12 protein-coding genes are annotated in these 12,280 nt (G+C 70.3%); 7 read left to right on the forward strand and 5 right to left on the reverse strand.

Features of this window, described 5'->3' with window-relative positions; all coding sequences use genetic code 11:
- The first annotated feature begins 54 nt into the window (after window positions 1-54).
- Both ACQF4J_RS46500 and ACQF4J_RS46505 read left to right on the forward strand, forming a co-directional pair.
- Complete coding sequence (locus ACQF4J_RS46500; RefSeq protein WP_246090749.1) at window positions 55-534, forward strand: MarR family winged helix-turn-helix transcriptional regulator; 480 nt, start codon at window positions 55-57, stop codon at window positions 532-534.
- 169 nt (window positions 535-703) lie between these two features.
- Window positions 704-2,395: an MFS transporter gene (locus ACQF4J_RS46505; protein ID WP_246090750.1), complete on the forward strand. Its 1,692-nt coding sequence runs from the start codon at window positions 704-706 to the stop codon at window positions 2,393-2,395.
- A gap of 460 nt (window positions 2,396-2,855) precedes the next feature.
- On the opposite strand, the gene ACQF4J_RS46510 is transcribed toward ACQF4J_RS46505, so the two are convergent.
- From ACQF4J_RS46510 to ACQF4J_RS46520, 3 genes are read right to left on the reverse strand one after another with little or no spacing between them, the layout of a single operon-like run.
- A complete protein-coding gene (locus ACQF4J_RS46510; RefSeq protein ID WP_120049456.1) occupies window positions 2,856-3,548 on the reverse strand; it encodes a 3-oxoacid CoA-transferase subunit B in 693 nt (230 codons plus the stop codon).
- Window positions 3,545-4,240: a 3-oxoacid CoA-transferase subunit A gene (locus ACQF4J_RS46515; RefSeq protein ID WP_427168728.1), complete on the reverse strand. Its 696-nt coding sequence runs from the start codon at window positions 4,238-4,240 to the stop codon at window positions 3,545-3,547. Before ACQF4J_RS46515 ends, ACQF4J_RS46510 begins: the two co-directional genes overlap by 4 nt.
- The gene (locus ACQF4J_RS46520; RefSeq protein WP_120049458.1) at window positions 4,237-5,442 is read right to left on the reverse strand and encodes a thiolase family protein; all 1,206 of its coding nucleotides are present in this window, start codon (window positions 5,440-5,442) and stop codon (window positions 4,237-4,239) included. Before ACQF4J_RS46520 ends, ACQF4J_RS46515 begins: the two co-directional genes overlap by 4 nt.
- A 71-nt stretch (window positions 5,443-5,513) precedes the next feature.
- Here ACQF4J_RS46520 and ACQF4J_RS46525 point away from each other — a divergent pair, with 71 nt between their 5' ends.
- Together ACQF4J_RS46525 and ACQF4J_RS46530 are read left to right on the forward strand one after the other, a co-directional pair.
- Window positions 5,514-6,395, forward strand: a complete 882-nt coding sequence (locus ACQF4J_RS46525) for a LysR substrate-binding domain-containing protein (RefSeq protein WP_120049459.1) — start codon at window positions 5,514-5,516, stop codon at window positions 6,393-6,395.
- A 188-nt stretch (window positions 6,396-6,583) separates the two neighbouring features.
- Window positions 6,584-7,768, forward strand: coding sequence for a cytochrome P450 (locus ACQF4J_RS46530; protein WP_427168727.1), 1,185 nt, complete (start codon window positions 6,584-6,586; stop codon window positions 7,766-7,768).
- A gap of 231 nt (window positions 7,769-7,999) precedes the next feature.
- Here ACQF4J_RS46530 and ACQF4J_RS46535 read toward each other — a convergent pair whose 3' ends face one another.
- A complete protein-coding gene (locus tag ACQF4J_RS46535) occupies window positions 8,000-8,422 on the reverse strand; it encodes a GlcG/HbpS family heme-binding protein (RefSeq protein ID WP_120049461.1) in 423 nt (140 codons plus the stop codon).
- Between the two features lie 117 nt (window positions 8,423-8,539).
- A complete protein-coding gene (locus ACQF4J_RS46540) occupies window positions 8,540-9,181 on the reverse strand; it encodes a TetR/AcrR family transcriptional regulator (RefSeq protein WP_120049462.1) in 642 nt (213 codons plus the stop codon).
- Between the two features lie 313 nt (window positions 9,182-9,494).
- Between ACQF4J_RS46540 and ACQF4J_RS46545 the strand changes: the two genes are divergently transcribed.
- Genes ACQF4J_RS46545 through ACQF4J_RS46555 form a run of 3 tightly spaced genes read left to right on the forward strand, consistent with a single transcriptional unit; the run spans window position 9,495 to window position 12,179 of the window.
- Entirely contained in the window at window positions 9,495-10,790 is a 1,296-nt protein-coding gene (locus ACQF4J_RS46545; protein WP_120049463.1) for a Rieske 2Fe-2S domain-containing protein, read from the forward strand.
- A 10-nt stretch (window positions 10,791-10,800) separates the two neighbouring features.
- Window positions 10,801-11,766 (forward strand): PDR/VanB family oxidoreductase, encoded by a 966-nt coding sequence (locus ACQF4J_RS46550; protein ID WP_120049464.1) that lies wholly within the window; start codon window positions 10,801-10,803, stop codon window positions 11,764-11,766.
- Window positions 11,763-12,179 (forward strand): YybH family protein, encoded by a 417-nt coding sequence (locus tag ACQF4J_RS46555; protein ID WP_120049465.1) that lies wholly within the window; start codon window positions 11,763-11,765, stop codon window positions 12,177-12,179. The genes ACQF4J_RS46550 and ACQF4J_RS46555 overlap by 4 nt, the downstream gene beginning before the upstream one ends.
- Window positions 12,180-12,280 lie beyond the last annotated feature (101 nt).

Below are 12,280 nucleotides of genomic sequence, written 5' to 3' on the forward strand. Positions count from 1 at the left end.
GTGGAGCCAATAAGTATTTTGACATAGGTTTCTCCTCATAGATAACTTGGTGACGTGACCGGAATCAGTGAGGCTCACAGGAGCCAGGGCGTCGACCAGGTGGCCGCAGGCCTCGTGGCGTGCCTCCCTGCACTGAACCGGCACCTCAAGCAGAGCATCGACCGGCAGTTGCCCTATCCGAACCTGCCCGAGCGGCAGTTGGCCCTGCTCCAGTACGTCGCCGAGCACGACGGCGCCACCGTCCACAACGCCGCCGAGGCACTGCGGATGGTGCCGAACAACGTCAGTGCCCTGGTCACCCGCCTCACCGAGGCGGGCCTGCTCGAGCGGCGTCAGGACGACACCGACAAGCGCGTGGCGCACTTGCGTGTCACCGCCACGGCTCGTCAGCGCATCGGCGAGGTGGAGAACTTCGCGGCGGCGTATCTCGCGTCCGCGCTGCGCACCCTCACCGAAGGCGACCGCGCTGCTCTCGGCTCGGCGCTCGGCGCCCTCGAAGCTCTCACCCGGCGCCTGCGTGACCACGCCGCCTGACCGGTCCGGCTGACGGGTCCGCCTACCGGTCCGGCTCTCCGTACGCCTACCGCCCTTTGCCCTTGCCGCTCATGCGGCGGGGCTGGGTGTGCTGCTCCCCTACGCAGCTTCCCCGCACATGTCCCCGCGCCCCAGCCGCGCGCCTCACGTCCCAGAGGACAGCTCACACATGCCTGTCACCGCTGTCTCCACAGCGCCCTCCATGTCCGGCCCCCGCAGCCACGCTCGCCGCGCCAACCCCTGGCTGACGCTGATCGCCGTCGGTCTCGGCCTGTTCATGGTCGGCCTCGACGGCTCCGTCGTCTCGATCGCCAACGCCGAGATCGCCCGCGACCTGAACGCCTCCACCGCCGAACTGCAGTGGGTCACCAACTCCTACCTGCTCGCGCTCGCCGCCGCCCTCATCCTCGGCGGCAAGCTCGGCGACCGCCTCGGTCGCCGTACGGTCTACCTCGTCGGCGTCGTCGGATTCACCGTCGCGTCCGTCGCGATCGGCCTCGCCGGCTCGGTCGAGGGCGTCATCGCCTTCCGGGCCGTGCAGGGCCTCTTCGGTGCGATGCTCATGCCCAACACCCTCGCGTTGCTGCGTGCCGTGTTCCCGCCGAAGAAGTTCGGCATGGCGGTCGGCATCTGGGCGATGATCTCGTCCGTCTCCACCGCGCTCGGCCCAATCGTCGGCGGACTGCTCGTCGAGCACGTCGACTGGGAGTCCGTCTTCTACATCAACGCCCCCATCGGCGTCATCGCCCTTGTCTTCGGCCTCTTGGTGCTGCCGCAGTCCAGGAACGAGGCCGCCGCGAGTGAGAAGTTCGACGTGCCCGGCGTCGTGCTGCTCGCGCTCGGACTGCTCGCCGTCGTCTTCGGCGTCGTCAAGGGCGAGACGTGGGGCTGGACTTCGGCCGGCACGCTCGGCGCGATCGTCGGAGGCGTCGTCGTCCTGGTCCTCTTCGGCTGGTACGAGACCCGCGTCGCGCACCCCCTCCTGCCCATGCGGCTGTTTCGCAACCCGGCCCTGACGATCGGTACGTTCGTCACCGCGCTGAACTTCTTCGTCCTGCTCGGCGCGATCTTCTTCATCATGCTGTACCTGCAGAACGTACGCGGCTTCACGCCGGTGGAGTCCGGCGTGCGCACCCTGCCGCTCAGCCTCGCCTCCATGCTGGCCTCGCCGCTCGGCGCGAAGCTCACCGAGAAGTTCGGCCCGCGTCTGACCATGCCGCTGGGGATGGTGCTGCAGGCCGGCGCCGCGTTCACGATGCTCGCGTGGAGCGCCGACTCGTCGTACGCCGTCCTGTGGCCGCCCTTCGTCGCGCTCGGCCTGGGCGTCGGCATCGTGATGTCCGCGTCCTCCGACGCGATCGTCGGCAACGCCCCTGTCAAGGACGGCGGCATCGCGGGTGGTCTCCAGGCCACCTCGCTCCAGGTCGGCGGCGCGCTCGGCACATCGGTGCTCGTCTCCCTCATCAGCAGCCGCGTCGGCTCCACGCTCACCGACTCACTGACCGACGCCGGCGTGCCCCACTCGGCAGCCGCCCGCTTCGAGGAGGCGAAGGACGCGGTCGCGATGGGCGTCGCCCCGGTCTCCGATGCGATGCCCGCCCAGCTCAGGGCGGCCGTGGTGGAGGGCAGCCACACCGCCTTCATGAACGGCGTCCACACCGCCGTGCTGGTCACCGGCATCCTCGCCCTCGTGGGCGCCGCCCTCGCGGCGTGCGGCCTCCGAGGCCGGACGAACGAGAATGACGAGAACGTGCCGAGCCCGGCCGCTGTCCCGGGCGCGCCGACTGCACACGATTCGCCCGTCCCGGCGGCGACCGGGGGTGCCGCTACCGCCGTCCGGTCCTTCCACCCGAGCGAGTGACAGACACCGGGCCGGACGCGCCAGAGGTGGAAGGGTGGCCGGCCTGGCGGTGAAGAAATCTGGACCCGGTGGTCGGTGGCGGTAGGGAACGGCCTGCCGCCACCGGTCCGGGATTCACTGCACATGGCCGTCGGCCCTTGCCGGGCCGTCGCCCAGTGGCCGATGTGGGAGAGCCCGTATCGGTGCCGAAGACGGCCGCGAGCCGCAACGCGACGCCCCGTGCGAGCTGCCGCGGATCCGAGCGGAGCCCGGTCCACGTGTGAGTCACCAGCACCCGTCCATGATGTGCGGCCCGACGCCGCCGGCCGACGCAGCGGACGCGATCCCCCGAAACCGCACCGGCCCGGACCGGAACCCCGGGCCGGTGCGGCCGCTTCCGCTGACTCGTCCGGGGAGAGAGGGTGCGCGGACCGCTTGTGCGGCCACGCGACCAGTGGTGACGGGAGCGGGCGGCTGCGTCTTAAGGCTGTTGGTGAATCCCACCGGTGCCCTGAGCCGACGGGATGCCCAGTCGCTGCGCGAGTTCGTGGGCCTCGATGCCGTATGTCTCCCGGATCCGTACGCCCTCGGGGCCGACGTCGAAGACGCCGTGGTCGGTGTAGACGCGGCTGACGCAGCCCACGCCGGTGAGCGGGTAGGTGCACCGCGGTACGAGCTTGGGCTCACCGGAGCGGGTGAAGAGGCTCATCATCACGTAGACGTCCTTGGCGCCGATGGCCAGGTCCATGGCGCCACCCACGGCGGGGATGTCGTCAGGTCTGCCGGTGTGCCAGTTGGCGAGGTCTCCGTTGAAGGCCACCTGGTAGGCACCGAGGACGCAGACGTCGAGATGGCCGCCGCGCATCATCGCGAAGCTGTCGGCGTGGTGGAAATAGGCCGCCCCCGGCAGCTCGGTCACCGGGACCTTGCCGGCGTTGGTCAGGTCGGGGTCGATCGCGTCGCCCTCGGCCTTCGGGCCCATGTTGAGCATGCCGTTCTCGGTGTGCAGCACCACCCCGGAGCCGGCCGGCAGATGGTCGGCGATCCTGGTGGGCTGCCCGATGCCGAGGTTGACGAAGGCACCGGCCGGGATGTCGCGTGCGATGACCGCGGCCAGTTCGTCCATCGAGAGCGGGTGGTCGGTGTGCATCCGGTCGCTTGATGTCGTGGTCATCGGGCCCCCTGCACGGTGTAGTGGCGGGCCTTCACCTGGACGACCCGGTCGACGTAGATGGACGGGGTGACGACGGCCTCGGGGTCGAGTTTTCCGGGCTCGACGACCTCGTCGACCTGGACGATGGTCGTCGTCGCGGCCGTGGCCATGACCGGTCCGAAGTTGCGGGCCGTCTTGCGGTAGACGAGGTTGCCCAGCGTGTCCGCGACGTGCGCGCCGATCAGCGCGTAGTCGCCCTTGATCGGGTACTCCAGCAGGTACCTCCGGCCGTCGATCTCCCGCTCCTCCTTGCCCTCGGCCAGCGGCGTGCCGACCGCGGTCGGGCAGTAGAACGCGCCGATGCCGGCACCGGCCGCGCGCATCCGCTCGGCGAGGTTGCCCTGGGGCACCACTTCGAGCTCGACCTTCCCGGCGCGGTAGAGGCTGTCGAAGACCCAGGAGTCGGCCTGGCGCGGAAAGGAGCAGAGCACCTTGCGCACCCGGCCGGCGGCCAGCAGCGCAGCCAGGCCGACATCGCCGTTCCCGGCGTTGTTGGACACGATCGTGAGGTCCTTCGCGCCCTGCCGGATGAGCGCGTCGATCAGATCGAACGGCATCCCGGCCAGGCCGAACCCGCCGACCAGGACGGTCGACCCGTCCTCGATCCCGGCGACGGCCGCATCCGCGCTCTCGACGATCTCCGCCCGGCTCATCGGGTCGCCTCCGTGACGTCGCAGTTCTCCAGTACGACGGCCAGGCCCTGGCCGACTCCGATGCAGATCGCGGCGACGCCGTAGCGTTGCCGCGTCTCGCGCAGCACCTTGGCCAGCGTCGCGAGGATGCGGCCGCCCGAGGCGCCCAGCGGATGCCCGATCGCGATGGCGCCGCCCTTCTGGTTGACGATGGCCGGGTCGATCTTCCACGCGTCCAGGCAGGCGAGCGACTGCACCGCGAACGCCTCGTTCAGCTCGACCGCCCCCACCTGGTCCCAGCCGATCCCGGCCCGGGCCAACGCACGGTTCGCGGCCTCGACCGGGGCGTAGCCGAAGGCCTGCGGCTCAAGCGCCATCACACCGCGGCCGGCGATGCGGGCGATGGGATCGGCGCCGATCGCGGCGGCGGCCTTCTCGCTGCCCAGCAGCACCGCTGAGGCGCCGTCGTTGAGCGGGCTGGCGTTGCCCGCGGTGATGGTGCCGCCCTGCTCCGCTGTACGGAAGACCGGCTTGAGGCCCGCCAGCACCTGCGGTGTGGAGCCGGGCCGGATGCCCTCGTCACGGGCCAGGTCGACGCCGTCGACCGGCACCACCAGGTCATCGTAGAAGCCCGACTCCCACGCGGCATGGGCGAGTTGGTGGGAACGGGCGGCGAACTCGTCCTGCCGCTCCCGGGAGATCCCGAAACGCTCCCGGAGCTGCTCGTTGGACTCGCCGAGGCTGACCGTCCACTCCTTCGGCATCCGCGGGTTGACCAGCCGCCAGCCGAGAGTGGTGGAGACGGCGGTGACGTCACCGGCCGGGAACGGTTTCGCCGACTTCGGCAGCACCCACGGCGCACGCGTCATCGACTCCACACCGCCGGTCAGCACCACCTCGGCATCGCCGGACTCGATGGTCCGGCTGGCCGTCATCGCCGCGTCGAGGCTCGAACCGCACAGCCGGTTGACCGTGGTGCCGGGCACGCTCACCGGGAGGCCGGCGAGCAGCGCGGCCATGCGGCCGACGTTGCGGTTCTCCTCGCCTGCGCCGTTGGCGTTGCCCCACACCACGTCGTCGATCGCGGCCGGGTCGAAGCCCGGCACCCTGGCGAGCGTCGAGGTGATCGCGGCGGCGGCGAGGTCGTCCGGGCGGACGCCGGCCAGCGCGCCGCCCAAGCGGCCGAACGGTGTCCGGGTCGCGGCGTAGAGGAAGGCACTCATGGGAACGACGCTAGCCTTGGGCGGCGATATTCTGAAGTACGCATATCCGAGCCGATTGATATGGACGACATATGGATCTCCGCCATCTCCGGTACTTCGTGGCGGTGGCCGAGGAGCGGCACTTCGGTCGTGCGGCCGAGCGGCTCCACATGGCCCAGCCCCCGCTGTCCCAGCAGATCCGGCAGCTGGAGGCGGAGCTCGGCGTCGAGCTGCTGCACCGCACGACACGACGCGTGGACCTGACCGAGGCGGGCCGGGCCTATCTCCAGCGGGCGCGCGGCATCCTGGCCGATGTCGACGAGGCCGCCCAGCACGCACGCCTCGTCGCCGCGGGCTCGGTCGGGCACCTCGCGATCGGGTGCGTGGGCTCGGCGACGTACAGCCTCCTGCCCGCGCTCTCGCGGCGGCTCACCAAGGAGCTGCCCGGCGTCGACTTCTCCTTCCGTGGCGAGATGCTCGCGCCCGACCAGGTAGAGGCACTGCGCAGCGGCGCGATCGACGTGGCCCTGCTGCGACCTCCCGTGGCCGACCTCTCCCTCACCGTCCGTACTGTGCGGCGGGACCGGCTGGTCGTGGCCGTACCGGTCGACCACCCCCTTGCCCGCCGGAAGCGGTTGCGGGCAGCGGACCTGGCGGATGCCGACCTGATCGTGCACTCCGCCGACCGCCGCTCGGTGATGTACGACGTCGTCCTGGGCCTGCTGCGCGACGCCGGCGTCGAACCGCACATCCGCCACGAGGTCGGCGAGACCTCGACGCTCATCACGCTCGTGGCCGGCGGGCTCGGCGTCGCTGTCGTACCCGAGCCGGTGACCGCTTTGACGCTCGACGGCGTCGCCTACCTGCCGCTGGCCGGACCCGACGCACGTGTGGAGCTGGCCGTCGCCCACCGCACGGACCGCTCCGAGCCACATCTGGCGCGCACCGTGGGGATCATCCAGGCGATGTTCTGAGAGGCGTTGAGTCCGTTCTCTCTCGGTTCGTGACCGCTCGGCAGGCGTTGTTCATTCAACGGCCACTGCTATGTCCTCACCGGCCGAGTCCGTACAGCATGACCCGCTGACGATGTTCCACGGGCCCTGGGTGCGCGCGCCCCGGCTTTTGAATGTCGGCGAGCCGCCGAACAGACAGGGAGGAAGCCGTGTCCAACCCTGAGATGACTGCCCAGGCCGGGCCCAAGACCTCGTACTGCCCCTACCCGCTCTACGCCCAATTGCGGCAGCAAGGGGTGGCCTTCGTCGAGGAGGTCAACGCCTTCATGGTTACTCGGGCCGACGACATCGACGCGGTACTGCGTGACGTCGAGACGTTCTCCTCGCCCGACGCGCTCGGACTCCCGCCGATCGAGTCGAGGAGTGGGGCGACGAAGACAGGGTTCTATCTGATCACCAGTGATCCGCCGGAGCACACCCGGCGCCGTCGCTCGGCGGCCAGGGCGTTCACAGCCCGCCGGATCGCTCCTTTCGAACAGCAGATCCGGGCGACGTTCACGGAGCTGATCGAGGGCCTGCGTGGGCGCGATGATGTTGACTTCGTGGCCGACTTCGCCATCAAGCTGCCCATCGCTGTCATCGCCACGGTGCTGGGTGTCCCGGAAGCGGACACCGTCGAGATGCGGCGGCTCTCGGAGAAGGTGCTCGCCTCCCTCACCTCTTCACCGGACCTGGGCGGCTTCATTCGGGCCTGCGAGGAGTTCGGCGCGCTTTTGGCGCCGGCGCTGGAAGCGGCCGCCGGTGTCGGGCAGGAGACCACCATTCTGCAGACGATCGCGGCCTCCGGGCTCGACGCGGAGGACGCCACCCGGTTCGTCCTCGAGCTGCTGTTCGCCGACAACGTGACGACCGCCGATGCCATCAGCAGCAGCGTCAGGCTGCTGGCCGAGGATCCGTGGCTGGCCGACCAGTTGCGGCAGGACCCGTCGCGGCTGGCCACGTTCGTCAAGGAGTCGCTGCGCCTGGAGTCGCCCGTTCAGGGGCTGTTCCGGACCGCGACCCGAGACACCGAGCTCGGCGGCACCCCGATTCCGGCCGGCGCTCGCCTCCTGGTGAGTTTCGGAGCCGGCAACCGTGACGCGAGGCTGACCGAACGGCCCGCAGAGATCAACCTCGACCGTGTCTCGCCCCACGCACACCTCGCGTTCGGCCGGGGAGAACACACGTGCCTGGGTCACGCCCTCGCCCGCCTCGAGGCGCGCACCGCTCTGGAGGTGCTGCTGCACACGGTGCGACGCTTCGAGCTGGCGGTTGCACCGGAGCAACTCGACTACCAGCCCGGCCTGACCGTAAGGCATCTGCAGTCCCTGCCGGTTCGTCTGTACTGGTCCTGAGGGACTGTGCGGAGACTAGGCGTGACTGAGACGCACACGCGGTTCGGCCGCGGCCTCCGGCTCACCCCCCGACATGGGCACCGTCCTCGTCATATAGCCCCGGATCGACGTTCCGGGGCGAGCCGGTCGCGCGACGCGGGGTCCGGCATGCTGACCGGCACACGGAGATCAGCCCTGCCCAGGGGACGCGACGACGCCCAGGACGGCCACCGTGCCGATCAGGCGACAGGCCTACGCGACGATCTTCGCGACGGAATCGCGAGCCTGCTGCGCGATGCGGTCGTCCGTGACGTCGTCCGCCCCGCCCACGCCGATCGCCCCGATGACCTCCCCTTCGGCCGTCACGATCGGCACGCCGCCGGCGACCGGCAGAAGGTTGGCATCGACCAGGTGGGGAGGCGCCACCTGCATCTGGGGGGACGCCGCGAAGGCCGCGAACTTGGCCGTCGGGACACCGCTCACGGCCGAGGTGTAGGCCTTGCGTCGCGCGGTCTCCACGCCGAGGAGGCCGACGCCGTCGTCGCTGAGGAGGACCTTGGTGACGCCACTTCGGTTGACCACGACAGCGCACACCTGGTGCCCGTCGGCCCTCCCCGCTTCCAGAGCGGCAAGTGCGGCGCCGTGTGCGATCTCGTAGCTGAGCGGCTCTCGCATGGAGCGGTTCCTTCCCTGGTCGACTCCGCCGGCCGTCTTCCGTGGAGTCCGCTCAGTATGTCGCCAATTCAGGCAAATGTGAAGGGGGAATCACATTCACATTTCCGGGCCCGGAGGTCACCGCGCCGGCGTGCCGAGCAGGTACAGACGGGCGACGTTCACCAGCTCGTCCGTCAGCTGACGCCACGCCAGCGGCCGGTCGGACTCGAACAGTTCGCCGTAGAGCACGCGGTTCTGACAGGTCCCGTAGATCAAGCGATAGACGACATCCAGACGCAAGTCCGGCTCCGGTGCGTCGATCACCGGGAGGATCGGCTCCAGGTACCGCCGGAAGACGTGGCCGGCATCGATGGCAGCCTCGGACCCGACCCGAGCCACCGCGGGGTCGGTGGCGCCCGCGGCCAGGAAGACGCGCATCAGGCGCTCGTGCGCTTGATACGTCTCCGCGAGTCCGGCGACCGCCGAGGCGACCAGCACGGTCGGCTCTGTGCATTGCGGAGCGAAGCGGCGGATGATGTCGGCGCGGAACTGGTCGATCATGTCGTGCTGCAGAGCCGCGATCAGGCGGTCCTTGTCGCCGAACCGTCGGTAGACACTGCCCACGGATACACCCGCCCGGGCAGCCACGGCCGCGACGGTGAGCGCTTCGGTGCCGCCCTCTTCGAGGAGGGCGGTGCCTGCCTCCAGGATCCGCTGCTGGGTCAGCCTGCTGCGCGCCTGCTGCGCCGGCGGCAGATCGAGCGACGGTTCGGTACTCATCGCCTCAGCGTATACGCCGTCGGCATGCGCCCCGGCAGCTCGCGCACGCGGGCCGCCGGGCCGCGAACTGCGGGGCGTCCGGCCGGTGTCCCACTCGGCCAGGCCCTGCGTCGCCGGCCCACTCGACCGGCCGGAGCACCTCGACGGACCCCCTCCCGAGGGCCCGGACATGACCCTTGACGCCACGCGAGAAGAAATGCGAATGTGAATTAACAATCCTATTTGAGGGCTGCACACGACGGTGCCCTCGCAGGTGATCCCCACCGCCCTGCAGGGCCACCGGCTGTGCTCCCGAGCCGCACGGGAGACAACGATGACCACCACTTCAGACGTCGACACCGGCACGGCCTACGGTCGTCCGAAGCCCTCGTACAACGCCCGTCTGCGCGAGGTCGGGCCCGGTACGCCCATGGGCGAGGCGCTGCGCCGCTACTGGCACCCGGTCGCCAGCTCGGAGGCGCTCGTCGCCGGCGCCCTGCCGCAGAAGACGCGGGTGCTCGGCGAGGACCTGGTCGTCTTCCGGGACGGGCAGGGCAGGCCCGGTGTCGTGATCGAGCGCTGCGCCCACCGCGGCGCCAGCCTCTTCTACGGCCGGGTCGAGGACGACGGCATCCGCTGCTGCTACCACGGCTGGAAGTTCGACGTCGAGGGCCGCTGCGTCGAGCAGGCCTGCGAGCCGGCCCTGGGGCGCAGGCGCGACGCGGCCCGTCAGCCGTGGTATCCCGCCGCCGAGCGCTACGGCCTGGTCTTCGTCTACATGGGCCCGCCCGAGCTCAAGCCCGAACTCCCCCGCTACGACGCGCTGGAGGACCCCGCGCAGGACGAGAAGTACTTCGCGAGCTGGCCGGTCCCGCACGCGGCGGTCCTCGGCATGCCGGCGGACTTCAGCTGGCTCAACATCTACGAGAACTCCGCCGACCCGACGCACGTCACCTGGCTGCACTCCACACACAGCGGCTACCAGATGCTGGGCACCGGCACCTTCGGCTACCCCGAGAACTTCTTCGACCCGGCCACCATCGCCGAGCGCCTGACGTACGAGCGCACCGACCACGGCGTGAAGTACACCCAGCGCTTCGAGATGGAGGGCGAGGACGGCGAGATCACCGAGTACGGCTTCGCGGTCGAGCAGCACCTGCCCAACGTCTTCGGCCTGCCGGACTACGTGAAGGTCACCCCCGACGCGCGCCCGGACCAGCTGCTGTGGGTCGTGCCCTCCGACGACACCAGCCACCGGCTCTTCTTCTCCATCCGCACCAACGACCCCGAGCGCATGGTCCGCTTCGTCATCGGCATCACGCAGAACGGCAAGCAGAACCACGAGCTGACCGACGAGGAGCGCCATCAGTTCCCCGGTGACACGGAGGCCCAGGGCTCGCAGGGCGCGATCACTCTGGACTCCGAGGAGACCCTGGCCACCGGGGACCGTGGCGTCGTCATGCTCCGTCGGATGCTGCTCGCGATGGCCGACGACGTCGAGGCCGGGCGGGACCCGATCAACATCGTCCGCGACGCGTCGGTGGTCCACCGCACCCAGTCCGGCCTCTTCACCCTCGGCAAACGCCCGGCGGGTGACAGCGCCGACGCCCCGGCCGCCGCCGGCATCTGAGCAGGAAGCAATGAGCAACAACGATTGGCTCGACACCATCGTGGCGGCCCGGCGCGACGCGACCGCCCGGATCATGGTGCTCGACCTGGTCACTCCCGGCGACGCCGAGCTGCCGGAGTTCGCCGCCGGCGCCCATGTCGACGTGCTCGTGGACGGTGCCGCCGGGCTGGTCCGCCAGTACTCCCTGTGCGGGCCCCCGCACGACCGCACCCGCTACCGGCTGGCGGTACTGGCCGAGACGGCGTCGCGCGGCGGCTCGCTGGGGATGCACCGGCTCCGCGAGGGCGACCGGCTGCGGATCTCCCGTCCACGCAACAGGTTCGGCGTCTCGGACCAGGCGCGTCGCCATCTGCTGGTGGCCGGCGGTATCGGCGTCACTCCCCTGCTGGCCATGGCGCACGCGCTCGAAGCCAGGGGCGCGGAGTACGCGTTGCACTACTGCGCCCGGAGCCGGGAGGATGCGGCGTTCCTCGACGAGCTGGAGCACAGCCCCCGCGTGCGGCTCCACTTCGACGACGGCCCGGACGACCAGCGCTTCGGCATCGCCGCCGACATCGGCCCGCCGGAGCCCGAGACGGCGATCTACGTCTGCGGTCCCGGCGGCTTCATGGACTTCGTGATCTCCTGCGCCCGCGAAGCCGGATGGCCCGCCGAGGCGATCCACAAGGAGCGCTTCGCTCCCGTCGAGGACGCCGCCGCGCACACGGCCGGCGGGACCTTCACCGTGCGGCTCGCCAAATCCGGGGGCGAGTACGAGGTCAAGGAGGGCGAGAGCGTCCTCGACGTCCTGCTCGCGGGCGGCGTCGACGCCCCCTACTCCTGCCAGCAAGGGATCTGCGGCGAGTGCATCGTGCGCGTCCTCGCCGGAGAGCCCGACCACCGCGACGACATCCTGACCGACCGTGAACGCGCGGACGGCATGTTCACCACCTGCTCATCGCGAGCACACTCACCGATTCTGGAGCTGGACCTGTGACCACCACATCGACAACATCCGCCACCTCCACCGCCGAGACCGTCCAGGCGATCGAGCAGGCGGAGGCGGCCTGGCTCGTGGCTCTCACCAAGGGTGAGGAAGCGATGAACGCCCTCATGCTCGAGGACTGCCGGGCCGTCCACGGCCCCGTCGGGAAGATCGACGCCGGGAAGGACTTCGTCCACTTCACCTGGACCCGCCGCCGCATGGTCTTCACGAGGGCCGAGGAGCTCAGCATCACGGTGCGGGGCAACACCGCGATCACCACCTGCCTCCAGGAGATGCACATCATCTTCGACGAGAACCTCCCGCCCTTCCCGGTCCAGGAGACGGTGACGCGGGTCTGGGAGGAGACCCCGGAGGGCTGGCGCCTGGCCCACTCGCACCAGGCCAAGCGCATGCCCCCGGTCTGAGCCCCGGGAAGGCCGACCGTCCTGCCCTCATGCCGCCGCCGCTGTTCGATGAACGGACATGAGGGTTCAGGGCGGGACGCCGACCACGCAGAGTTCGGCCC

The sequence above is a fragment of the Streptomyces sp. C1-1 genome (assembly GCF_050214755.1).
GTDB lineage: Bacteria > Actinomycetota > Actinomycetes > Streptomycetales > Streptomycetaceae > Streptomyces.